Below are 20,710 nucleotides of genomic sequence, written 5' to 3' on the forward strand. Positions count from 1 at the left end.
CATGCTGATCGAGTAGCCCGCGCAGCGGGCGCATCGATCTCCACCATCACCGACACGTCAGGCGACAGCGGGTCTCGATACGCGCCTGCGGCGCTACTCGACCAGCATGGGGCGGCGGGTTTCGACACATCCCTGCGGCGCTGCTCGACCAGCATGCAGAGGGCTCCGCCTCCGCCTGCTGCGGTGCGGCGCACCAGGGCGCCGGCTAGGCCGGGTTCGACTTCAGCAGCCGGGTCACCGCGATCATCGCGCCGCCCACCACCGCGGGGATCCCGCCGCCGGGGTGCACCGACGCTCCGACCCGCCACAGCCAGGGCCGCAGGCGGTCGTGGTACGCGGGCCGGTGGAAGGGCCCGCTCTGCCAGGAGGGCCGCGCCGCGCCGTAGAGCGCGCCGTGCGGTTCGCCGCCCTCGCCGTAGTACTGCGGATCGAGCACCGTCTGCTCGTCGAGGAGGTCGGTGAGGAGCCCGTCGAGCCCCATCGCCCGCGAGACGCGCTCGACCTCGCGCCGCACGAAGGGGTGCTCGGCGGTGTACCGGCCGCCGTCGGCGGGCGCGGTGAGCAGGACGCCGAGGGTGCTGTGCGGATTCGGGTACACCTCGCCCGCGCGGTACTGGTTGACGAACACCATGGTGTCCGCCGGCTCGTCGCCCGCCTCGAGGCTGCGGTGGAGCGCGGCGGGCCGCGTCGGCAGCACCACGCTGTGCGTCGCGATGCTCGCCGGCAGCTCCTCCCGCAGCACGCCGTAGAGCGCGATCGCCGAGCAGGAGAGGGTGCGGGGGCGCAGGCGGGGCAGCGCCGGCAGCCGCGACGGACCCGTCAGCGCCTCGAGCCGGTCCGCGTCCAGGGCGCTGACGACGAGGTCGGCGGAGTAGTGCCCTGCGTCCGTGGTGACCGACCCGCGCTCGATGCGGACGACCGCCTCGCCGGTGCGCACCTCGACGCCGGCCGCCTCGGCCAGCCGGCCCAGCGCCAGCACGATCTCGTAGACGCCGCCGCGGGGCACCCAGACCCCGGTTTCGGCCATGATCGCCGGCATGCTCGCGTAGAGGGCGGGGGTGCGCGCGGGCGAGACACCCGCGTTCAGGGTGTGGATCGCGATGATCTCGCGCAGCCCCTCCGGCAGCCAGGGCAGGCCGTCGAGGTAGGCGCGCGTGGTGAGGCGCGAGCCGTAGACGGCCAGCAGCCGGCGCAGCGCCGGGAGGGCGGCCCGGTCGAGCGGATCGGCGAGCAGCAGCTCGGTCACGTCGTCGGCGAGGGGCGCGTGCAGCTCGGAGAAGCGCCGCCAGGCCGGGTACCAGGGGTGGTCCGGCGCGACCGGCAGCGAGGTCTCCGCGCCGTCGTAGTAGTAGCGGCCCACCTCGGGCATCCGCACCAGGTCGAGCCGGCCGGCGTCCCGGACGCGCTCGGGGGCGCGCTCGCCGTCGCCGAGGCGCCGCAGCAGCTCGTCCCACACCGCCGGGAACGTCACCAGGGACGGCCCGGTGTCGATGCGGTCGTCGCCCAGCTGGAGGCGGCGGCTCTTGCCGCCGAGCTCGGCGGAGGCCTCCAGGAGGGTGACCCGGTGGCCGGCGTGTGCGAGCAGCGCGGCCGCGGTGAGCCCGCCGATCCCGCCGCCGACGACGACGATGCGGCTCATGCGGAGCCTCCCAGCACGATCGAGACCAGCAGCAGGACCCCGGTGAAGGAGCCCGCGATGTACGGGAAGGCGACCGACAGGCGGTAGAGCCGGTGACCGGTCTCCGGCGTCGGGTCGCGCAGCAGGCGCACGACGAGGACGCCGGCGATCAGGAGGTTGACCGCGGCGACAGGCAGGCTCACCAGGGCGAACAGCACCGTGGAGACGATCCACCAGGCCCCGCTCCACAGGGCCGTCCCGCGTGCTCCGAGCCGCACCGCGGTGGTGGTGATGCCCGCGTCGCGGTCCTCCACGATGTCCTGCACCGCGTCGAAGGCGTGCTTGGCCACGCTCCAGGCCATCAGCCCGAGGGCGGCCGGCCAGACCGGCGCCACCTCGAAGGCGGCGGGCACGATGACCAGCGGCAGCGCGTAGGCCGCGTTGCTCAGCGAGTCGAGGAAGGGCCGCGCCTTGAAGCGCAGCGGCGGAGCGGAGTAGAAGACGAACACGCCCGCGTAGAGCAGGATCGCGGCGTTCGCGAGCGGCGGCAGCGCGAGGAGGAAGTAGGCCAGGAACGGGACGTTGGTCGCCGCCACAGCCCAGGCGATCAGCCGCACCTCGGACTGCCGGATCCTGGCGCCCTCGATCGAGCCCTTGCGGGGGTTGGACGCGTCCGTGTCCTGGTCGTAGACGTCGTTGACGCCGTAGATCAGCAGATTGAACGGCAGGGTGAGCCACAGGATGATCGGCAGCGCCCGCAGGTCGAACAGTGCGCCGGTGAGCCACACGGCGACGAGGCCGGAGCCGATGGTGTTGATCCAGAGCACCGGGCGCGAGATGTGCACGAGGCGGCGCACGACCGCGCCGATCGCGAGCGGTGCGGTGCTCGCCGTCCGCTCACTGCCATCAGTCACCCGCCCGAGGCTACCCGGCCCCTCGACGACGGGTGACGACTTGCGGGCCACACTGGGGGGATGCGTATGATGCTCGCCACCGCCGGCACCCGGGGCGATGTGGAGCCCTTCGCGGCCCTCGCCCGGCAGGCCGTCGCCCGCGGTCACGAGGTCCTGCTGGCCCTGCCCGACGACGCGGACGCCCCCGAGGGCGTGGACACCGTGGCCCTCGGCCTGGACGCTCGGCGGGTGCTCTCCCCCGCCGGCCGCACCCCGTGGGCTCTCGCGAACCATCTGCGCCGGGAGGTGCGGCCCGCGATGCGGCGGATGCTCGCCACCGCGGTGCGGGAGACTCTCGCCTTCGAGCCCGATGTGGTGGTCCACCACCCGCTGATCCTCAGTGCGCCGATGGCGGCGGACGCGCTCGGCGTGCCCCGCGTGCTGGTGGAGTTCGCGCCGGTGGCCACCCCGAGCGAGCGGTTCCCTGCCGCCGGCGGTCCCACGGCCACCCGCGACCTCGGCGCCTTGAACCGGCACACCTACGCCGTGCCGCGCAGCGCCGCCCGGCTCTTCGAGGCCGACGTGGCCCGCGCCGCCGCCGAGCTGCCGGGCGGGCGTCGTCCGGACCGGCGGTCGCCGTCGCGCGCGACGCTCATGGCGGTGAGCCCCGCGCTGCTGCCGCGGCCCGACGACTGGCCGCAGCGGGTGCACCAGACGGGAGCGTGGTTCGCGGAGTCGGCCGCGTCTCCCGACCCCGCGGTCGCCGAGTTCCTGGCCGGCGGACCCTTCCTCGTCGCGTCGTTCGGCTCGATGGCGACCGGAGACGCCTCGGCTCGCGGCGACGCGATCGTCACGGCCGCCCGCGCTCACGGCCTGCGGGTGCTGCTCGTCACCGGCTGGGGCGGACTCGCGCTGCCGGAGGAGTGCCGCGGTCCCGACGTGCTGGCGGTGCGGTCGGCGCCGTTCGACGCGGTCCTGCCGACCGCCGCGCTCGCCGTGCACCACGGCGGGGCCGGCACCTCGCACGCCGTCGCCCGGGCCGGCGTGCCCGCCGTCGTCGTGCCCGTCACCGCCGACCAGCCGTTCTGGGCCGTACAGCTGCACCGGCAGGGTCTCGCCGCCGCCCCGGTCCCGCTGCGCCGCCTCTCGGCCGCCACCCTCGTGCCCGCGATGCGCGACGCCCTGTCCCGGCGGGAGCGGGCCGCCGAGGTGGGCCGTCTCCTGCGGACCGAGCACGGGGTCCAGCGGGCGGTCGAGGTGCTCGAGGCGCTCTGACTCGAGGCGCTCTGAGGCGGGCTCTCGACCCGTCGGCAGCGTCGTCCCGCGGGGCGTGCGGCACAATCCCGTGGCCGAGGAGGAGGTCGAGATCGTGCTGATCGAGACCGTCACCACCGCACACACCGGCGACGTCGTCGTCGCCGGCACCGTGCCGATCGCCGCGCAGCTGAACGGCTCATCGCAGCCGGGGGCCTGACCGCTCGCTCGAAGCGGGCGCCGCCCTGCTCGTCGCCGGGTTCCGATCGCCGGGACTCCGCCCGGGTGTACTCTCTCCTCATCTGAGGTAAAAAGCAGTCCGCACTCGTCCGCGGTCTGTGCGCACACGCGGCATCGAGTGATCCGCCACTTCTTCCCCGTGAAGGAGTGCGCCCATGGTGCCCGACGCCCCCGATCCGCCCCGCGAGGCACGGCCCCACGCCGCCTGCGCGAGGAGCGGATCGCCCTCACCGGCCGGTCGGCCGCGCCCCTGCTCGGGATGCTCGACAGCTCGATCCTCACCGTCGCCCTGCCCACCCTCGGCCGCGACCTGCACGCGTCGACCGCGGGCCTGCAGCGGGTGGCCGGCGCCTCCTCGGCCGCGACCGGCGGCCGCCGTCCTCGCGGGGACCGGCTTCGTGATCCGTCAGCGCGCCGCCCGACCTCCTCCGCTTCCAGGACGCGACCACCGTCGCCGCCCTGGCCCTCGCTCTCGCCGCCGCGGTGCTCGTCGCCGCCGGCGCCCTCCGTTCCCGCACCACCTCGACCCAGGAGACCACCGATGTCCGACACCCTCACGCCGCCGCCCTTCGACCCCGAGCTCGCGACCTTCCTCGACCGTTTGCAGGAGCGCGGACCCTTCACCCTGACCACGGCGATGCTCCCGCGCATGCGCGAGCTGGAGACGACGGAGCAGGAGCTCGACGACGCACTGCGCGCCCGCGGCCTCGAACGGCGCACCATCACCGTCCCCGGGCACGACGGTGATCCGATCGACCTCGGCATCCTCCAGCGCGCCGGTCGCACCGGCACCGCCCCCTGCTTCTTCACCATTCACGGCGGCGGCATGATGTTCGGCCACTACCTCGGGAACCTCGATTCCTACGACGACTGGCTGCTCACCCACGACGTCGTCCTCGTCACCGTCGACTACCGCCTCGCCCCCGAGCACCCCGATCCCTACCCCGTGGAGGACTGCTACGCCGGTCTCGTCTGGACCGCCGAGCACGCCGACGCACTGGGCGTCGACCCCGACCGCATCGTCCTGGTCGGCCAGAGCGCCGGTGGCGGACTCGCCGCGGGCACCGCCCTGCTCGCGCGCGACCGCCGGGGACCGTCGATCCTGGCCCAGATCCTGATCTCCCCGATGCTCGACGACAGCGATTCGACCGTCTCGACGAGGCAGATCGACGGGATCGGCGTCGCCGACCGAGCCATGACCCGGTTCGGCTGGGACGCCTACCTCGGCGCCCGGCGCGGCGGCGAGGACGTCTCCGTCTACGCCGCGCCTGCACGAGCCGGCGATCTGTCCGGACTCCCCCAGGCCTACCTCGACTGCGGCAGCGCCGAGGTTTTCCGGGACGAGACGGTCGCCTACGCGAGCCGCCTCTGGGAAGCCGGAGTCCAGGCGGAGCTCCACGTCTGGCCCGGAGCGTTCCACGGCTTCACCAGCATGATGCGCGGCGCCGAGTTGTCCCGCGCCGCCGTCACCGCGCTGGCCCGGTGGACGACCCGCCTCCTGGAGGGACGACCGTGAGCGGCGAGCGGGCGGGGCGCTGAGCGGTTCGCGCGCCGCCCGTCCGCCGGGTCGGGCCGCGTCCCGCAGCGCGCGCCCGTCCTCCGCGGGGACTGCGACCTCAGGGGGAGGCTCGCGCCGAGCCCCGCGGCTACCGTGAAGGGATGGCTTCGAACGAGAATCCCGCCGCGCCGGTCGCGGTCTGGTACTTCGTGGGAGCGACGTTCGTCGCCGCCCTGCCGATGATCCTGCTCCCGGACCTGCCCTGGCCGCTGCGCCTGGGCAGCATCGCGCTCGCGCTCGCCCTGATCGCGGGCGGCGGTGCGCAGCTGCGCCGCGAGAAGCGCGACGCCGCCCGTCGCGGGGACCAGCCGCCCGAGGCGTAGCGCCGGCCTCCGGAGAAGCCGAGCGCCGCCGCGCCCGGCTTCCCCGGTCGAGAGCGTCGACTCCTCATCCCGGACCCTCTCCACTCCGCTGTGCGACACCGGCGGGGCGGGGCGGATGATGGTCAGGTGAACCGCATCGATCGTCTCTACGGGCTCGTCGAGGAGCTGCGAGCGGTCTCGCCCCGGCCGCGGAGCGCACGCCGCCTCGCCGAGCGGTTCGAGGTGTCCGTGCGGACCATCGAGCGGGATCTGTCCGCACTGCAGCAGTCCGGACTGCCGATCTGGGCGGAGCCGGGCCGGACGGGCGGCTACGTCATCGACGCGTCCGCGACCCTCGGCCCCGCGGGATTCACACTCGACGAGGCCCTCGCCGTGCTGATCGGCCTCAGCGCGCTGGAGCGCAGTCCCTTCCGTCACGCAGCCCGGACCGCCGCCCGGAAAGCGGGCCGCCTCATCCGGAGCGAGCACGGCGTGCAGCGAGCGGTCGAGGTGCTCGAGGCGCTCTGAGGCGGTTCCGGCGCGGGGCCTCCGCGAAGAGGATCGGCCCACGAGTCGTCTTGAGTGGAACGCCGCCGAGGCCGACTCGATCCCCGGCCTCGGCGTCCTCCGCGAGAACGTCATCCGTCCGAAACCACCTGGAAACAGCTCCGCGGCTACCGTGCGGATGACCGAGCGTCACTGTGCACCACCGAGAGAGAGTCCTGACATGACCGAGCGCCCCGCAGGCCTGAGCAACATCGTCGACGTCCTCGCCATCGATGCGAGCACCCTGCCCTGGCAGGAGCTGCACGTCGAGCAGATCGACGCCCGGCTCCCCGTGAAGCCCCTGCTCTCCGACCCCGACACCGGCATGACCGTGCAGCTCATCCGCTACCCGGCGGGCTTCACGAACCGCTGGCACACCCACTCCGCGGCGCACGGGATGTACGTCCTCGACGGCGTGCTGCGGACCCACCAGGGCGACTTTGGCCCCGGCAGCTGGGTCTGGTTCCCCGAGGGCGGCTGGATGGAGCACGGCGCAGCGGAGTCCGACACCACCTTCCTCTTCATCACCAACAAGGCCTTCGACATCCACTACACGGAGCAGGAGTCCGCGCCCTACCCGCAGTCCTGACAGGGCTCCGACCACCCGGTCGACCATCCTGCGCGAGACCGGCGGGGCGGGGCGGATGATGGTCGGATGAACCGCACCGATCGTCTCTACGGGCTCGTCGAGGAGCTGCGAGCGGTCTCGCCCCGGCCGCGGAGCGCACGCCGCCTCGCCGAGCGGTTCGAGGTGTCCGTGCGGACCATCGAGCGGGACCTGTCCGCGCTGCAGCAGTCCGGACTGCCGATCTGGGCGGAGCCGGGCCGGACGGGCGGCTACGTCATCGACGCGTCCGCGACCCTCGGCCCCGCGGGATTCACACTCGACGAGGCCCTCGCCGTGCTGATCGGCCTCAGCGCGCTGGAGCGCAGTCCCTTCCGTCACGCAGCCCGGACCGCCGCCCGGAAGACGCTCGCGGTCCTGCCGGACGGGGAGGCCGCCCGTGTCGGCGCGGTCGCCTCGCGGGTGCACTTCCTCGAGAGCGAGGAGGAAGCGGTCGTTCCGGCGGAGTTCGCGACAGCCCTTCGAGCGGAGCGGGTCGTCCGGCTCCGCTACCGGCACAGCAGCGGTGCGGAGTCCGTGCGCGACATCGAACCGCTGGGCTCGATCGGAAAAGAGGAGCACTGGTACCTGATCGCCTGGTGCCGGCTGCGCGAGGGGGTCCGCGCGTTCCGCGGCGACCGCATGCTGTCGGTCGAGATGACCGAGGAGCGGACCCCGCAGCGGACCCTCCGAGCCGAGGACCTCGCGCTCCAGTACGGACGGCTGCGGTCCGTCGTCGACGGCTGATCCGGCGTGCGGATCTCCCGGAGACGCCGACGATCTCCGGAAACACCGACAGGACGGTGTCGCGACGACCGGCGAGCCTGGTGGGACGACCTCACCCTCACCCCTGAAGGAGCTCCATGTCGTTCACCTCCCTCCGCATCGTCACCGACGACCTCGAAGGCCTGGTGGCCTTCTACGAGAAGGTCATCGGCCGACCAGCCGAGCGCCCGGCGCCGGTCTTCGCTCAGTTCACCGGAGCGGGCGCGACCCTCGCCATCGCCCACACCGCGACGGTCGGGATGCTCCACGGCGCCGTCACCCCTGCGTCGAACCACTCCGTCCTGCTCGAGTTCGAGGTGGCCGACGTGGACCGCGCCTTCACCGAGCTCGGACCCGGGAGCGAGGACGTGGTGCTCGCGCCGACCACCATGCCATGGGGCAACCGCTCCGCCCTCGTCCGCGACCCGGACGGCAACGTCGTCAATCTGTTCAGCAGGCCCGCCCCCTGATCGGCCGCACGCCATCGGCCGCGACCGCTCCAGCACGCACACCCCGGTCGGTCTCCCTCGGAGTCGAGACCATCGACGTCCCCGCCCGGACCTCCTCCGACGCCCTCTTCCGGACATGACCGCTGGAGGACGTTGCGTCCCGGTTCGGGAGCGGCCGATGACGGTCGGCCCCACCCGACCCGAAAGCCGCCCGTGCGCTCCGCTTCCCTCCCGACCACCGCCGACATCCCTCCGTCTCGCGGCCCGCGGCGACTCGCCGCCGTGCTCACCGCCCACCTCGGGCGGCGTCTCCTCGAAGGTCGTCCTCCCGCCGAACACGCAGTTCGTGTCCGCCACCGGCACGTACACCCGCGTCGGGAACCTCGTCGTCTTCCAGCGCTCGAAGCTCGCGAACGGGCAGAGCGTCACCGAGAAGATCACGGTCACGGCGACCGCCACCGGGAAGGGCACCGCGCTCGCGACGGGACGAGCAGCGCCATCCGACCGCGAGAGGGGGTCACCACGGGGCCTCCGGAGTGGTGAGGGGGCTGCCGGGGAAGGCATGACGATGATGCACGATGTCGTCGGCGACGTCGGTGACGGAGCGGTCGTGGGCGAACGCGTGAGCGCGCAGGAGCAGCAGCGCGTTCTCCGGCGTGGTGCGGTAGTGGGCGAGGAGCACGCCCATCGCCTGGTGCACGATCCGCCGGGAGCGGGGATCGCTGCTCTCCTCCTCCCTGGTGTCGCTGAGAACTGCGGTGAGCACGCGGAGCGAGGTCATGGTCGATGCGGCCGTGATGTCCCTCACGACGGTGTCGGCGAGAGATCCCGGGGTGCGGGAGTAGACGTCGACGGCGCCGACGGAGAGTCCGGCGAAGACGAGCGGGAACGCAAACACCGCGCGGACGCCGATGGCGCTGACCGCGTCGGCGAACACCGGCCATCGGGTCTCGATGGTCGTGTCAGGAACAGAGACCGGGGCGTCGGAGGTGATGGCGTCCCAGCAGGGTCCTTCACCGAGATCCAGCTGGATCTCATCCAGACGCAGCGCCGTGAGGTCGCTCGTCGCGACGGTCTCGGCGTGGAAGGAGCTCCCGATGGTCGAGATCGCGACACCGTCGATGGGGAAGCCGCGCAGGTACGGCTCGCAGAGGGCGACACCGTTCTCAGCGCCCGCCCTCAGCGCGGGTCGCGGGCGGAGCTCTCGCAGCTGCTCCGCGACGTGTCGAGCGAGACCCGGATGGAGGGCGCCCGGCGGATCGAGAGCGGCGAGCAGATCATCGATGACGGGTTCTGCGGGGTCGCGCACGATCGAGACCTTTCAGACAGCGACCCGCGATCGCCTCCCCTGCCCGCTCACGTGCTGAACGGCCGGGCATTCATCGCACGGGGTCCGGGCGCGACGAAGGACTGGCCCCGACCGTAGGGGACCGGATTCTCGGAGTCGAGAGCGTTGACTTCCGCACCCCGGACCCTCTCGACTCCCTCGTGAACCCCGTCGACGACGGTCCCGTGCGCCGTGCTGTCCGTGCGCCGTGCTGTCCGTGCGCCGTGCTGTCCGTGCGCCGTGCTGTCCGTGCGCCGCAGGCGGAGGGTACAAGCGGGCGCGCGGCCGAGGAACCACCCGAGGCCTCTCCGCCGCGGACGGGTCCGGACGCCCTAGGGTCCTGGGCATGGCTGATTCTGACCGCGAGGTGCTTCTCGCCGAGGTGTTCGTCGCTCTCGCGAGGTCGCTCGAGCCCGACCACGACGTCATCGACACGATGGACGTCCTCGTGCAGGCCGCCACGCGGTTCACGTCCACCGTGGACGCCGGCATCGTCCTCGCCGACGAGAACGGGACCTTGCATGTACTGGCGTCCACGAGCGAACGGGCGGCGGACGTCGAGGAGGAGCAGCTCGGCGTCCACGAGGGACCGTGCCTCGAGTCCTACCGCACCGGGGAGACCGTCGACCTCCCGGACGTCGCGGACGCCGACCGCTGGCCGGCGTTCAGCCGCGTCGCCCTCGGCCGCGGCTACCGATCAGCGCACGCCACACCGCTGCGGCTCGGTACCCGCACGCTCGGAGCGCTGAACGTCTTCTCCGAGGAGCCCGGGCCGCTCGGCTCCCGCGACATCGCTCTTCTCCAGGCGTTCACCGACGTCGCGGCCCTCGCGCTCGTGCACAGCGAGAACCTCCGGCAGCAGAACGACCTCGCCGCCCAGCTCCGGCACGCCCTCGACTCGCGCGTGCTCATCGAGCAGGCCAAGGGCGTCATCGCCGAGCGCAACGGCATCAGCATCGACCGCGCCTTCGCCCTCATCCGCACTCACGCCCGCGCGAACAGCACGCGGCTGCACGACGTCGCCCACCGCATCGTCACCACCACGACCGGCCTCTAAGGACCTCAGTACTGCAGGGTCTGGCTCGGGTACTCGCCGAAGCGGGCGGCGTACGCGGCGGAGAAGCGGCCGAGGTGGCCGAATCCCCACTCGCGGGCGATGTCGGCCACCGTGGTCCGCTCCGGATCCGCGAGCCGGAGGTCGGTCCGCGCCCGGTCGAGGCGCAGGTCGCGGAGGTACTGCAGCGGTGTGGTGCCGAGGACACGCTGGAAGGCGACCTGCAGTCCGCGCACGCTCAGGTGCGCTGCAGCGGCGATCTCGATCGGCCCGAGCGCGAGATGGGCGTTCTCGTGGAGGAACTCGACAGCGGAGCGCACTCCGGCGTTCGGCGGGGTGAGGAGCACCTCGGGCAGCACCGCGGCCTCCGGCGGGTACAGCTCGAGGAACGCGGCGGCCCCGCGGCGCGACAGGCGGTCCCAGAGCAGCGGCGTCACCCGCCCGGTGCGCACGGCGTTCGAGATCTCGCTGATCGCGGCGTGCCACCGGCCGGCGGCCGCCGGATCGACCGGGCGGAGGTGGTCGAAGCGGAGCGGTCCGCGGAGGCCCCGCTCGCGGGCGGTGCGGTCGACGTGGTCGCGGCCCAGGTGCACGAGCTTCTGGTCGTAGTCGGTGAAGGTGAACTCGAACGAGCGGTGGGCGGGGAAGAGCAGGGGGACGCCGCGCCGCTGCGGGATCGCGTCGCGATGGAGGTCGATCGTCGAGCTGCCCGCGACGAGCCACTGCACGATGTAGTCGTCGCCGACGGGGATGTCGCCGGAGTTGGTGCCCTGCATCTGGGAGGTCCGCAGGGTCATCGCCGCGTCGCCGAGGGCGGCGTAGCGGAACGAGAACGGCGCGTCCGACGGGGTCACCGTCCAGTCGGTCCCGGCATAGAAGCCGCTGAGGACGACGGGCGCGCGCTCGACGTCGTCGCCGACGGCCTCGATGCGGATGCTCCCCTGATCCCCCGGAGCATCGCCGGGCGCCGGGTCAGACGTCACGGCGCTGCTTCGAGCGCTGAGCAGGGGCGGCCTGCTCGAAGACGGCGGCCATCTTCTCGAGGGTGTCGATGAGCGTGTCGATCACGGAGTCCTCGAGCCGGTCGACCAGCGCGGTCGCCTCCCGGTCGGCCGGGCCGAACGCGTCGTCGATCGCCTCGCGACCCCGCGGAGTGAGTGCCAGCCAGCGCCGGCGCCCGTCGGACTCGTCGTCGATCCGCTGGAGGTAGCCGGCCTCGACCAGGCGCTTGGACGCCATCGACGCAGCGGCTCGGGTGAGATCGAGCCAGCCGGCGAGCTCCGCGACGGTGACGGAGTGCTCGCGCGCCCGGGCGACGTACTGCAGGACCGCGATGTCCGTGCCGCCGATCCCGAGCTGCGCACGACCGCGCGCGGTCAGCTTCCGCTGCGCGTCCTGCGCGTGCTCGACCGCCTCGACGACGCGGGCGGCACGATTGCCCGTCGGCTCGAACCGTAGATGCTCCGACATCCGACCTGCCTTCATCCGCTCGACCTGGTGCTTCACGCCTCGCCCGTCTCGGCGCCGGAAGTGTGCACCCAGTGGGCAGCCCACCCGGACTGGGGACTGAGCAAAAAAATTGCCTTCTTCATGCACACAGCACAAACCGTCAGCCCCGGACCTCGGCAGACAGGACGACAACCACGCTGCAGCTCCTCTACGGAGCGGTCGATGCAGTCACGACGCGCTCCGTGCCGCCCGCCGACAACGACGACCCGGAAGCGCGCGACGACCGCCAGTGGCCCGCTGAACCGGGTGCACTCCTCCGACATCGATCACGGGGCATCGAGAGAACCGTCTCCTCGAACGAAGTCGCCGCCCCGCCGCCCTCGGCCGAGTTGAGCGACATCGAACGACGACACTCGTGCCGCAGAGGGTCCGCGGCGGAGGAGGACGAGCAGGGTCTGGGACATGACCGTCTCGTCGTGCTGGTCGATCAGCTCGATGCCGATGCGGACGAGGCCCCTGTCGGGTCGTGAGGTGGAGGGGCGCGCGGAGAGGACGACGAAGCGGCCACGCAGCCGGTCGCCCGGGCGCACCGGGAGGTGCCAGCGCAGGTCGTCCACTCCGGGCGAGGCGATGCTGGCGCGCTCGTTGAGGAAGGTGTCGACCAGGAGCCGCATCGTCATCGCCGTGGTGTGCCACCCGCTGGCGATCAGGCCGCCGAAGTCACCCGCACGGGCGGCCTCGGGGTCGGTGTGCATGATGTGCGGGTCGAACGCCGTGGCGAAGGCGACGATCTCGGCCTCGGTCACCTCGATCGGCCCGGAGGTGCCTCCGAGTCCGGGACGGTAGTCGTCGAAGTACCGCTCGGCGAGGGGAACGGTGAAGGGCTCCATCGTCCGACCGTACCGCCCTCAGAATCGACAGCCTGCACGACGGCGTCGACGCCTTCGTCGACGAAGTGGTCGTGGGCGGGGCCGCCGTCTCCGACCCGCTCACCCGAGCAGGTCGAGGCCGCCCTCGGTCACGACGGCCCGCACCTCGGTCAGGTAGCGCCGGGCCTGCTCGGTGAGGGGGATGGCGGAGTGCCCGATCCAGCCGATCTCGATGCGCTCGTCGACGTCGAGCGGGACGGCGACGATGGCCGGGTCGAGGTCGTCGCTGATGATCCCGGTCGAGATGGTGTAGCCGTCGAGGCCGATCATGAGGTTGAAGATCGTCGCCCGGTCGGACACCCGGATCTCCCGGTCGCTCGACAGCGTGGACAGGATCTCCTCGGCGAAGTAGAAGGAGTTGTCCGCCCCCTGGTCGAAGGTGAGCCGCGGCAGATCGGCGAGATCGGCGAGGGTGACCCGCTCGCGCGAGGCCAGCGGGTTCCTCCGCGAGACGAAGATGTGCGGCAGGGCGAGGAAGAGGGGATGGAAGACGAGCCCCGCGTCCCGAAGGATCTTGTCGATGACGTCCCGGTTGAAGTCGTTCCGGTACAGGATCCCCAGCTCGCTGCGGAGAGTGCGGACGTCCTCGATGATGTCCCGGGTGCGGGTCTCGCGCAGCGAGAACTCGTACTTCTCCCCCTCCGTGCTCCGGACCATCCGCACGAAGGCGTCCACGGCGAACGAGTAGTGCTGCGTGGACACCCCGAGCAGACGGCGCGACGGCGGCCGCCCCAGATAGCGCTGCTCGAGGAGCGCCACCTGCTCGATGACCTGCCGGGCGTAGCCGAGGAACTCGGTCCCCTCGGTGGTGAGCGTGACGCCTCGTGCGACGCGGACGAGGAGGGCGCGTCCCACCCGGGTCTCGAGGTCCTTCATCGCCGCGGACATGGTCGGCTGGGCGACGTAGAGCAGATCGGCGGCGGCGGAGATCGAGCCCTCGGACGCGACCTCGACGAAGTAGTGCAGCTGCTGGAGCGAGATCCCGCCCGTTCGACGTGCCATAGGACGGGACTATACCTCGGCATAGTCGCGCCGGATTCTTCGATGCCTCCCGGTGACGGGCACTCTGGTCCCGCACGCTTCCACCAGGGCCGGTGCGGCCTGCTGATCATCGGATTGGGCGCTCATGGCGAACGACGTCACCTTCAGGATCACGACGACCTGCTTCGACGAGCACTACTCGCCGTCGTCTAGCTCGCGGGCCACCACGAACTTCGCCAACCTCGCCCGGGGCGAGCACCGCCGGCAGAACCTCCGCAACGCCCTGACGATGATCGACCGCCGGTTCAACGACCTCGCCCACTGGGACAACCCCGGCCGGGACCGCTACGCCGTCGAGCTCGAGATCGTCTCGGTCGAGGTGCGGTTCCCCGCCGAGGAGGCGGTCCGCGACTTCCCTCTCCTCGAGGTCCTCGACGTCACGATCTGCGACACGCTGACCGGTGTGCGCCACCACGGGATCGTCGGCAACAACTTCTCGTCCTACGTCCGCGACTTCGACTTCAGCGTGCGGCTGCCGGCGGCGAACAAGGGGGCGGCGGAGTTCACCGTTCCGGACGACTTCGGCGATCTGCACGGCGCCCTGTTCCAGAGCTTCCTCGACTCCGACGCCTATCGGGAGCGCTTCTCGGCGCCGCCCGTCATCTGCATCAGCGTGTCGACGAGCAGGACCTACCACCGGACCGCGAACCACCACCCGGTCCTCGGCGTCGAGTACCGGCAGGACGAGCGGTCCCTGACCGACGAGTACTTCGGCCGGATGGGGCTGCAGGTCCGGTACTTCCTGGCGCCCGGCTCCGTCGCGCCGCTCGCGTACTACTTCCGCGGCGACCTGCTCAACGGCCACTCGAACCTCCAGCTGGCCGGCACGATCAGCACGATGGAGACGTTCCAGAAGATCTACCGCCCGGAGATCTACAACACGAACTCCGCCGCGGCGGACGTCTTCCGGCCGAGCCTGCAGCAGCAGGACTACTCGCGGACGCAGATCGACTACGACCGTGCCGAGCGCGATCGGCTCGCCGTCGAGCAGGGCGCGTACACGGCGGAGCACTTCATCGAGCCGCACCGGGACCTGCTGGACGCCTGGGTGTCGAAGCACCGGACCCCCGCCCGCTGACCAGAGAAGGATCGCCACCCGTGAACACTCTCCTGCCCACCTCCATCGCCGGCAGCCTGCCCAAGCCCTCCTGGCTCGCCGAGCCGGAGACCCTGTGGTCCCCCTGGAAGCTCGAGGGCGACGAGCTGGTCGAGGGCAAGCAGGACGCCCTGCGCATCGCCGCCCACGAGCAGCACCGGCGCGGCATCGACATCATCAGCGACGGCGAGCAGACCCGGCAGCACTTCGTCACGACCTTCATCGAGCACCTCGCCGGAGTGGACCACGTGAACCGCGAGACGGTGCGGATCCGGGACCGCTACGACGCGAGCGTGCCGACCGTCGTCGGCGCCGTGAGCCGTGAGCGACCGGTGTTCGTCGACGACGCGAGGTTCCTCCGCCGGCACACGTCGCAGCCGATCAAGTGGGCCCTCCCCGGTCCGATGACCATGATCGACACCCTCGCCGACCGCCACTACGGGAGCCGGGAGGAGCTGGCGTGGGAGTTCGCGGCGATCCTCAACCAGGAGGCGCGGGAGCTCGAGGCCGCCGGCGTCGACATCGTCCAGTTCGACGAGCCGGCCTTCAACGTCTTCCACGACGACGTCCGGGACTGGGGGGTCGCCGTCCTGGAGCGGGCGGCGGAGGGGCTGCGCGCCCAGACGGCCGTGCACATCTGCTACGGCTACGGGATCAAGGCCAACACCGACTGGAAGCAGACCCTCGGGCCGGAGTGGCGCCAGTACGAGACGTCGTTCCCGCTGCTGCAGCGCTCCACGATCGACATCGTGTCGCTGGAGTGCCACCACTCCCGCGTCCCGATGGAGCTCATCGAGCTCCTCCGCGGCAAGAAGGTCATGCTCGGCGCGGTCGACGTGGCGAGCGAGACCGTCGAGACCCCGGAGGAGGTCGCCGACACCCTCCGCAAGGCCCTCCGCTTCGTCGACGCAGCGGACCTCCTGCCGAGCTCGAACTGCGGCCTGGCTCCCCTGCCCCGCGGGGTCGCCCTCGGGAAGCTGAGCGCGCTGACCGCCGGTGCGGCGATCGTCCGCGCGGAGCTCGCCGGCTCGGCGGCCTGACCGCTCGACGGTCGACCGGGCGCCGACCTCGAGGGGCTTCCCGGGCGCGACGCGTCGGGCGACGCGGATCGTGGTCGGGGTGGTGCCTCCGCGTGAGGCGGGTTCAGGCGGACACGTTGATGAAGTCGACGAGCGGGCGGACCGTGCGGAAGACGCCGACGATCTCCTCGCGGGCGTCCTCGCTCTGGGCGCGGGTCATGGACAGCGGATGGTTGGCGCAGAAGCCCTTCATCCGCAGGTACTCGATCGCGGGGTCCTCCGGGTCGTAGCCGTGCGGGGCGATCTTGAGCGTCTCGGGCGCGGTCAGGCCGCCGGGGAACGCTGCCGTCATCTCGTCGGATTCGACGATGGCGAGCCACCGGTCGTAGCGGTCGGAGATGCGTCGGCGGACGTCGTCGAGCAACGGCGGGGCGGTGGTGAACACTCCCCCGCCGGCGTAGCTGTTGCCGCGCTCGACGTGGAGGTAGTAGCCGGCGGAGCCGGTCGCGCCCCCGACGCTGGTCAGGGAGATGAACGCGTCGGTCTTGTAGGGCGGCTTGCTCCCCTTGGTGAAGCGCATGTCGCGGTGGGTGCGGCTGACGCAGCGAGCCGGGTCGGGGTTCGCATCGCTGACACGCGGATCGAACTCGCTCGCGGCGGCAATGAGCTCCTGGGCGACGTCGACGAGGTTCTCGCGCATCGCGTCGTACTCGTCGCGGTGCGCCTCGAACCAGTCCTTCGAGTTGTTCTTCTCGAGCTGAGCGAAGTAGTCGTAGGTGGAGCGGTCGATCATCGGGCGTCCCTTCCGGTGCTGTCGAGGGGTCCGTTGGGCAGGACGGAGACGGTGACGTGCCCGCCGGGTCGGTCGCCGACGAACGCGAGGGCGTCGTTCACCTCGTCGAGGGTGAAGGTGCGGTGCTCGAGGAAGGAGAGGTCGATGACCCCGCTGCCGAGCAGGGCGAGGAGGTCGTACATCTGCGCCCGGGTGGCGAGGCCGGTCCCGACGATCGGAGTGCTGGCGGCCATCGCCTCGGAGTAGGACCGGGTGATGTCGCCCTCGGCGCCGCCCGCTGCGAGAGCGACGCTCCCGGCGGAGCGGACGGTGGCGACGAGTGCGTCGGTGGAGTTCGCGTCTCCGCCCACGCCGAGGCAGTCGTAGAGGACGTCGACGCCCAGGCCGGCCGTCTTCTCGCGCACCCAGGAGGTGGGGTCGGTCTCGTCCTCGCTGGAGAGCACGTCGATGCGCTCCGGTGCGAGGTCGCGGAGGAGTTCGAGCCGCTCGCGGTTGCGGCCGATGCCGAGGATGCGGGTGGCGCCCAGGGCGAGAGCGATCGCGGCGGCGGCAACGCCCAGAGTGCCGGTGACGCCGTTGATCAGCACCGTCTTCCCGGGCGTGAACCGGGCTGCCATCAGGCCGTTGTAGGAGGTGCCGATGTAGCCCAGCCGGGAGGCGGTGAGGAAGTCGAGCGAGTCGGGCAGGAGGTGGATCTTGTCGTCGGGGGCGATCGTGTACTGCGCGAGGCCGCCGTCGCGCCACTGGTCGATGATCTCGCTCGAGCGGGGGCTGGTGCCCATGTAGCCGCGCAGCGTGGCGAACGGGCAGCCGCCGCGGCCGCTGCGGCAGGAGTCGCAGGTCCTGCAGACGAACACGGGGTCGATCCATACGCGGTCGCCGACCGAGAGGTTCAGCACGTCCTCGCCGACGGCGTCGATGGTGCCGGCGGTGTCGAGTCCGAAGACGTAGGGCATCGTCGGCAGCGCGAACGGCGTCCGCCCGTTGACGACGTTCCAGGAGTTGGGGACCAGGCCGCACGCGGCGACCCTCACCCGCACCTCCTTCGGTCCGGGCGCCGGCACGTCGGCGGTACCCACTTCCAGCGGCTCGCCGATCGCCACCAGCCGGGCGACGTTCATGTCGGTCATGTCTCTCCAAACGGGGTGCAACTCGTCGGGGCGAGTTGAGGGGAACGGGAACGGTACGAGGCGTACTGATTATTTCTACCGGGAGCCCCACGAAACAAGACAGTCGCGTACCTTTTCTCCCAGCCTGTTCGCAGCAGGTCCCGGATCGGCCCGTCCCCGGATAGGTACGATTGAGTACGATTCACGAGGAGGTCCGCATGGAGGACACCGCTGCCGCCCGGCCGCGCCGAGGACGCCCGCGCGCCGAGGACGCCGGCGAGGTCGACCGCCGCATCCTGGACGCGGCGACCGCCGTGATCCTCGAGAACGGCTACGGCCGCGCGACGATGGAGCAGATCGCCGACGCGGCTCGCGCCGGCAAGACGACCCTGTACAGCCGGTACCCCACGAAGGCCGACCTCTTCGCGGCGGTCGTCACCCGCTCCAACGAGACCTTCGCCCTCGCGGACCGCTCCCCCGCCTCCGGAGTCCCGCTGCGGGAGCGGGTGATCACCGCCGGCAGCGAGGTCGCCGATCTGACCCTGACCCCCGAGAGCATCGCCCTGATGCGGGCGACGTCGGCCGAGAGCGAGACGTTCCCCGAGGTCGCCCGCGAGGGCTTCCGGCTCGGGTTCGAGAACTGCGCGCGTCACGTCGCCCGCGCCCTCGCCGACGACGCGACCGAGGACTCGGTCGACGCGGCGATGCCGCTGGCGAAGCGGTTCGTGGAGCTCGCGCTGCACCCCCTCTACATGCACGCGTTCTTCGGCACCGACCTGGCCGAGCTGCGCGAGCGCTCCCGCGCCTGCGTGCTCGAGGTCACCGACCACCTGCTCACCGTGACGGACCGCTCGTGACCGTCGTGCTCGGGCTCGTCGGTGGCGAGAGCCGGCCCGACGCGCTGCTCGCGCAGGCCGCCGTCGAGGCGGTCCCGGCCGGCTTCCCCTCGCCCGCGCAGGGCTACTACTCCGGACCCGTCGACCTCAACCGACATCTGATGCGCGACCCGACCGCGACGTTCCTCATCCGTGTCAGCGGCGACAGCATGACCGGGATTGGCATCTACGACGGCGACGAGCTGATCGTGGACCGCGGCCTCGACGCGCACGACGGCGACGTCGTGGTCGCCATCGTCAACGCCGAGCTGACCGTGAAGCGCCTCCTGCTGCACGGCGACCTGATCGCCCTCGCCCCCGAGAACCCCGCCTACCCGGTGATCACCCTGTCCGAGCTGGACGAGCTGAGCGTCTGGGGCGTCGTGACGCGGTGCCTGCACCGTGTCTGAGCGCCGGCACCTCGCGATCGTCGACGCGAACAACTTCTACGTCTCCTGCGAGCGCGTCTTCGACCCGCGCCTGGAGGGGAAGCCCGTCGTCGTGCTCTCCAACAACGACGGCTGCGTCGTCGCCCGCTCGCAGGAGGCGAAGGCGCTGAACATCGACATGGCCGCCCCGTGGCACAGCATCGCCGCCGAGGCTCGGGTGCACGGCGTCATCGCCCGCTCGAGCAACTACGAGCTCTACGGCGACATGTCCGCCCGCGCCGCCGAGATCCTCAGCCGCTACTCCCCCGACCAGGAGGTGTACTCGATCGACGAGAGCTTCATCGCCCTCACCGGCACCGTCGCCGAGACCACCGCCCAGGCCCGCGACATCCGCCGCACCCTCAAGAAGCTCCTCGGACTGCCGATGAGCGTCGGCCTCGCCCCCACCAAGACCCTCGCGAAGCTCGCCAACCGCGGCTCCAAATCCAGCCCCGCCCTCGGCGGCGTCTGCCACTTCAGCGCCTACGACCGCGACCAGCAGACCGCGATCATGCGCACCGTCCCCAGCAAGGCCGTCTGGGGTATCGGCAGCCGCACCGCGAAGAAGCTCGCGGGCCTGGGCATCCACGACGCCGCCGACCTCCGGGACGCCGACGCCGCCCGCATCCGCAGCCGCTTCGGCGTCGTCCAGGCCCGTGTCGTCCAGGAGCTGCGCGGCATCGACTGCCTCCCGCTCGAGGAGCTGCAGACCTCCCGCGACACGATCCAGCACTCCCGCTCCTTCGCGATCCCCATCAGCACCGTCGCCGAGCTGGAAGAGGTGCTCTCCGTCTACACCCAGCGCGCCGCCGCACGGCTGCGCAAGCAGGGGTCGCTCGCGCGGAGCATGCGCTGCTTCGCCGCGACGTCCCCGTTCGCGGAGACGAAGCACACCGCCCACCACGTCTCCCTCGCCTTCCCGGAGCCGATCGACGACGCCGGGACCCTCTACCGCGCCGCCGTCTCCGCCCTCGCTCCGCAGTTCGAACCGGGGCTCAAGTACGTCCGCGTCGGCGTCACGCTCGGCGAGCTCACCCCCGCGGACGAGCACGCCTCCCTCGACATCTTCGGCACCCGCACCGAGACGCCCGCGACGAGTGCCGTCGTCGACCTCATCGCCGAGCGCTTCGGCGAGGAGAGCGTCGGCCTCGGCCTCGGCGGCCTGCGCCAGCGCCGCGCCTGGACGATGAAGCGCGACATGGTCTCCCCGCGGGCCACCACCCACTGGGACGAACTCGCTGTCGCGACCGCGAAGTAGCTCCCGGTGACCCGATCCCGCGGGACGGCCGAGGAACCCCGAGCGCGAGCACTGTCGTCGAGAGCGACCCGGCTCGAGTGAGCGTCGGGGTGTCCGTGCCGGC

At 71.9% G+C, this 20,710-nt stretch carries 22 protein-coding genes and 1 pseudogene; 14 read left to right on the forward strand and 9 right to left on the reverse strand.

Translation table 11 applies throughout. From position 1 onward, the window contains the following. Nucleotides 1-205 precede the first annotated feature (205 nt). Nucleotides 206-1,639, reverse strand: coding sequence for an FAD-dependent oxidoreductase (locus EDF35_RS11210; protein ID WP_133962381.1), 1,434 nt, complete (start codon nt 1,637-1,639; stop codon nt 206-208). After that, complete coding sequence (locus tag EDF35_RS11215; RefSeq protein WP_133962382.1) at nt 1,636-2,532, reverse strand: UbiA family prenyltransferase; 897 nt, start codon at nt 2,530-2,532, stop codon at nt 1,636-1,638. The genes EDF35_RS11210 and EDF35_RS11215 overlap by 4 nt, the downstream gene beginning before the upstream one ends. 60 nt (nt 2,533-2,592) lie before the next feature. Between EDF35_RS11215 and EDF35_RS11220 the strand changes: the two genes are divergently transcribed. The 8 genes and pseudogenes from EDF35_RS11220 (at nt 2,593) to EDF35_RS11255 (ending at nt 8,250) form a co-directional block, all read left to right on the forward strand. After that, a complete protein-coding gene (locus EDF35_RS11220) occupies nt 2,593-3,786 on the forward strand; it encodes a glycosyltransferase (protein WP_133962383.1) in 1,194 nt (397 codons plus the stop codon). A gap of 55 nt (nt 3,787-3,841) precedes the next feature. Continuing rightward, entirely contained in the window at nt 3,842-3,985 is a 144-nt protein-coding gene (locus EDF35_RS11225; protein ID WP_208323054.1) for a hypothetical protein, read from the forward strand. 561 nt (nt 3,986-4,546) lie between these two features. Then, on the forward strand, nt 4,547-5,521 hold the full coding sequence (locus tag EDF35_RS11230; protein WP_133962384.1) for an alpha/beta hydrolase: 975 nt from the start codon (nt 4,547-4,549) through the stop codon (nt 5,519-5,521). Nucleotides 5,522-5,664: 143 nt separating this feature from the next. Next, nucleotides 5,665-5,886 carry a hypothetical protein gene (locus tag EDF35_RS11235; protein ID WP_123446411.1) on the forward strand — a complete coding sequence of 74 codons (222 nt, stop codon included), beginning with the start codon at nt 5,665-5,667 and terminating at the stop codon, nt 5,884-5,886. Between the two features lie 126 nt (nt 5,887-6,012). Further along, nucleotides 6,013-6,327 (forward strand): annotated as a pseudogene (locus EDF35_RS11240) (HTH domain-containing protein); the annotation flags it as partial. Between the two features lie 265 nt (nt 6,328-6,592). Continuing rightward, the gene (locus EDF35_RS11245) at nt 6,593-7,000 is read left to right on the forward strand and encodes a cupin domain-containing protein (RefSeq protein ID WP_123446410.1); all 408 of its coding nucleotides are present in this window, start codon (nt 6,593-6,595) and stop codon (nt 6,998-7,000) included. Nucleotides 7,001-7,066: 66 nt separating this feature from the next. Next, a complete protein-coding gene (locus EDF35_RS11250; protein WP_133962386.1) occupies nt 7,067-7,762 on the forward strand; it encodes a YafY family protein in 696 nt (231 codons plus the stop codon). Between the two features lie 116 nt (nt 7,763-7,878). Further along, nucleotides 7,879-8,250: a VOC family protein gene (locus EDF35_RS11255; protein ID WP_133962387.1), complete on the forward strand. Its 372-nt coding sequence runs from the start codon at nt 7,879-7,881 to the stop codon at nt 8,248-8,250. Nucleotides 8,251-8,746: 496 nt separating this feature from the next. On the opposite strand, the gene EDF35_RS11260 is transcribed toward EDF35_RS11255, so the two are convergent. Continuing rightward, nucleotides 8,747-9,538 (reverse strand): GAF and ANTAR domain-containing protein, encoded by a 792-nt coding sequence (locus tag EDF35_RS11260; protein ID WP_133962388.1) that lies wholly within the window; start codon nt 9,536-9,538, stop codon nt 8,747-8,749. Nucleotides 9,539-9,902: 364 nt separating this feature from the next. On the opposite strand from EDF35_RS11260, the gene EDF35_RS11265 reads away from it, so the two are divergent. Beyond that, nucleotides 9,903-10,613, forward strand: a complete 711-nt coding sequence (locus tag EDF35_RS11265; RefSeq protein WP_133962389.1) for a GAF and ANTAR domain-containing protein — start codon at nt 9,903-9,905, stop codon at nt 10,611-10,613. A 5-nt stretch (nt 10,614-10,618) separates the two neighbouring features. Here EDF35_RS11265 and EDF35_RS11270 read toward each other — a convergent pair whose 3' ends face one another. The 4 genes from EDF35_RS11270 to EDF35_RS11285 all read right to left on the reverse strand — a co-directional run bounded on the left by EDF35_RS11270 (nt 10,619) and on the right by EDF35_RS11285 (nt 13,990). Next, nucleotides 10,619-11,593, reverse strand: a complete 975-nt coding sequence (locus tag EDF35_RS11270) for an AraC family transcriptional regulator (RefSeq protein WP_133962390.1) — start codon at nt 11,591-11,593, stop codon at nt 10,619-10,621. Then, a complete protein-coding gene (locus EDF35_RS11275) occupies nt 11,583-12,080 on the reverse strand; it encodes a MarR family transcriptional regulator (RefSeq protein WP_166674085.1) in 498 nt (165 codons plus the stop codon). Before EDF35_RS11275 ends, EDF35_RS11270 begins: the two co-directional genes overlap by 11 nt. Before the next feature lie 305 nt (nt 12,081-12,385). Then, on the reverse strand, nt 12,386-12,949 hold the full coding sequence (locus tag EDF35_RS11280; RefSeq protein WP_133962392.1) for a MaoC family dehydratase: 564 nt from the start codon (nt 12,947-12,949) through the stop codon (nt 12,386-12,388). 99 nt (nt 12,950-13,048) lie between these two features. After that, nucleotides 13,049-13,990 carry a LysR family transcriptional regulator gene (locus tag EDF35_RS11285; RefSeq protein WP_133962393.1) on the reverse strand — a complete coding sequence of 314 codons (942 nt, stop codon included), beginning with the start codon at nt 13,988-13,990 and terminating at the stop codon, nt 13,049-13,051. A 124-nt stretch (nt 13,991-14,114) separates the two neighbouring features. On the opposite strand from EDF35_RS11285, the gene EDF35_RS11290 reads away from it, so the two are divergent. Both EDF35_RS11290 and EDF35_RS11295 read left to right on the forward strand, forming a co-directional pair. Next, nucleotides 14,115-15,107 carry a putative oxygenase MesX gene (locus tag EDF35_RS11290; protein ID WP_133962394.1) on the forward strand — a complete coding sequence of 331 codons (993 nt, stop codon included), beginning with the start codon at nt 14,115-14,117 and terminating at the stop codon, nt 15,105-15,107. A gap of 20 nt (nt 15,108-15,127) precedes the next feature. Beyond that, complete coding sequence (locus EDF35_RS11295; protein WP_133962395.1) at nt 15,128-16,165, forward strand: methionine synthase; 1,038 nt, start codon at nt 15,128-15,130, stop codon at nt 16,163-16,165. A gap of 103 nt (nt 16,166-16,268) precedes the next feature. Here the strand turns inward: EDF35_RS11295 and EDF35_RS11300 are convergent, their stop codons facing one another. Then, nucleotides 16,269-16,937 carry a DUF2461 domain-containing protein gene (locus EDF35_RS11300; RefSeq protein WP_133962396.1) on the reverse strand — a complete coding sequence of 223 codons (669 nt, stop codon included), beginning with the start codon at nt 16,935-16,937 and terminating at the stop codon, nt 16,269-16,271. Next, a complete protein-coding gene (locus EDF35_RS11305; RefSeq protein WP_133962397.1) occupies nt 16,934-18,067 on the reverse strand; it encodes an alcohol dehydrogenase catalytic domain-containing protein in 1,134 nt (377 codons plus the stop codon). The genes EDF35_RS11300 and EDF35_RS11305 overlap by 4 nt, the downstream gene beginning before the upstream one ends. A gap of 197 nt (nt 18,068-18,264) precedes the next feature. Here EDF35_RS11305 and EDF35_RS11310 point away from each other — a divergent pair, with 197 nt between their 5' ends. Genes EDF35_RS11310 through EDF35_RS11320 form a run of 3 tightly spaced genes read left to right on the forward strand, consistent with a single transcriptional unit; the run spans nt 18,265 to nt 20,607 of the window. After that, nucleotides 18,265-18,903: a TetR/AcrR family transcriptional regulator gene (locus EDF35_RS11310; protein WP_133962398.1), complete on the forward strand. Its 639-nt coding sequence runs from the start codon at nt 18,265-18,267 to the stop codon at nt 18,901-18,903. 44 nt (nt 18,904-18,947) lie between these two features. Next, nucleotides 18,948-19,331, forward strand: a complete 384-nt coding sequence (umuD, locus tag EDF35_RS11315) for a translesion error-prone DNA polymerase V autoproteolytic subunit (RefSeq protein WP_243839974.1) — start codon at nt 18,948-18,950, stop codon at nt 19,329-19,331. Further along, on the forward strand, nt 19,324-20,607 hold the full coding sequence (locus EDF35_RS11320; protein WP_133962400.1) for a Y-family DNA polymerase: 1,284 nt from the start codon (nt 19,324-19,326) through the stop codon (nt 20,605-20,607). The genes umuD and EDF35_RS11320 overlap by 8 nt, the downstream gene beginning before the upstream one ends. Nucleotides 20,608-20,710 lie beyond the last annotated feature (103 nt).

The organism is Rathayibacter sp. PhB151 (assembly GCF_004366415.1).
Classification (GTDB): domain Bacteria; phylum Actinomycetota; class Actinomycetes; order Actinomycetales; family Microbacteriaceae; genus Rathayibacter; species Rathayibacter festucae.

Bases quoted from the DNA above. Each gene is read 5' to 3' on its own strand.
- EDF35_RS11280 (WP_133962392.1), bottom strand. From the start codon at position 12,949: ATGGAGCCCTTCACCGTTCCCCTCGCCGAGCGGTACTTCGACGACTAC.
- EDF35_RS11235 (WP_123446411.1), top strand. From the start codon at position 5,665: ATGGCTTCGAACGAGAATCCCGCCGCGCCGGTCGCGGTCTGGTACTTC.
- EDF35_RS11255 (WP_133962387.1), top strand. From the start codon at position 7,879: ATGTCGTTCACCTCCCTCCGCATCGTCACCGACGACCTCGAAGGCCTG.
- EDF35_RS11220 (WP_133962383.1), top strand. From the start codon at position 2,593: ATGCGTATGATGCTCGCCACCGCCGGCACCCGGGGCGATGTGGAGCCC.
- EDF35_RS11210 (WP_133962381.1), bottom strand. From the start codon at position 1,639: ATGAGCCGCATCGTCGTCGTCGGCGGCGGGATCGGCGGGCTCACCGCG.
- EDF35_RS11300 (WP_133962396.1), bottom strand. From the start codon at position 16,937: ATGATCGACCGCTCCACCTACGACTACTTCGCTCAGCTCGAGAAGAAC.
- EDF35_RS11245 (WP_123446410.1), top strand. From the start codon at position 6,593: ATGACCGAGCGCCCCGCAGGCCTGAGCAACATCGTCGACGTCCTCGCC.
- EDF35_RS11230 (WP_133962384.1), top strand. From the start codon at position 4,547: ATGTCCGACACCCTCACGCCGCCGCCCTTCGACCCCGAGCTCGCGACC.
- EDF35_RS11265 (WP_133962389.1), top strand. From the start codon at position 9,903: ATGGCTGATTCTGACCGCGAGGTGCTTCTCGCCGAGGTGTTCGTCGCT.
- EDF35_RS11250 (WP_133962386.1), top strand. From the start codon at position 7,067: ATGAACCGCACCGATCGTCTCTACGGGCTCGTCGAGGAGCTGCGAGCG.
- EDF35_RS11290 (WP_133962394.1), top strand. From the start codon at position 14,115: ATGGCGAACGACGTCACCTTCAGGATCACGACGACCTGCTTCGACGAG.
- EDF35_RS11310 (WP_133962398.1), top strand. From the start codon at position 18,265: ATGGAGGACACCGCTGCCGCCCGGCCGCGCCGAGGACGCCCGCGCGCC.
- EDF35_RS11305 (WP_133962397.1), bottom strand. From the start codon at position 18,067: ATGACCGACATGAACGTCGCCCGGCTGGTGGCGATCGGCGAGCCGCTG.
- EDF35_RS11275 (WP_166674085.1), bottom strand. From the start codon at position 12,080: ATGTCGGAGCATCTACGGTTCGAGCCGACGGGCAATCGTGCCGCCCGC.
- EDF35_RS11285 (WP_133962393.1), bottom strand. From the start codon at position 13,990: ATGGCACGTCGAACGGGCGGGATCTCGCTCCAGCAGCTGCACTACTTC.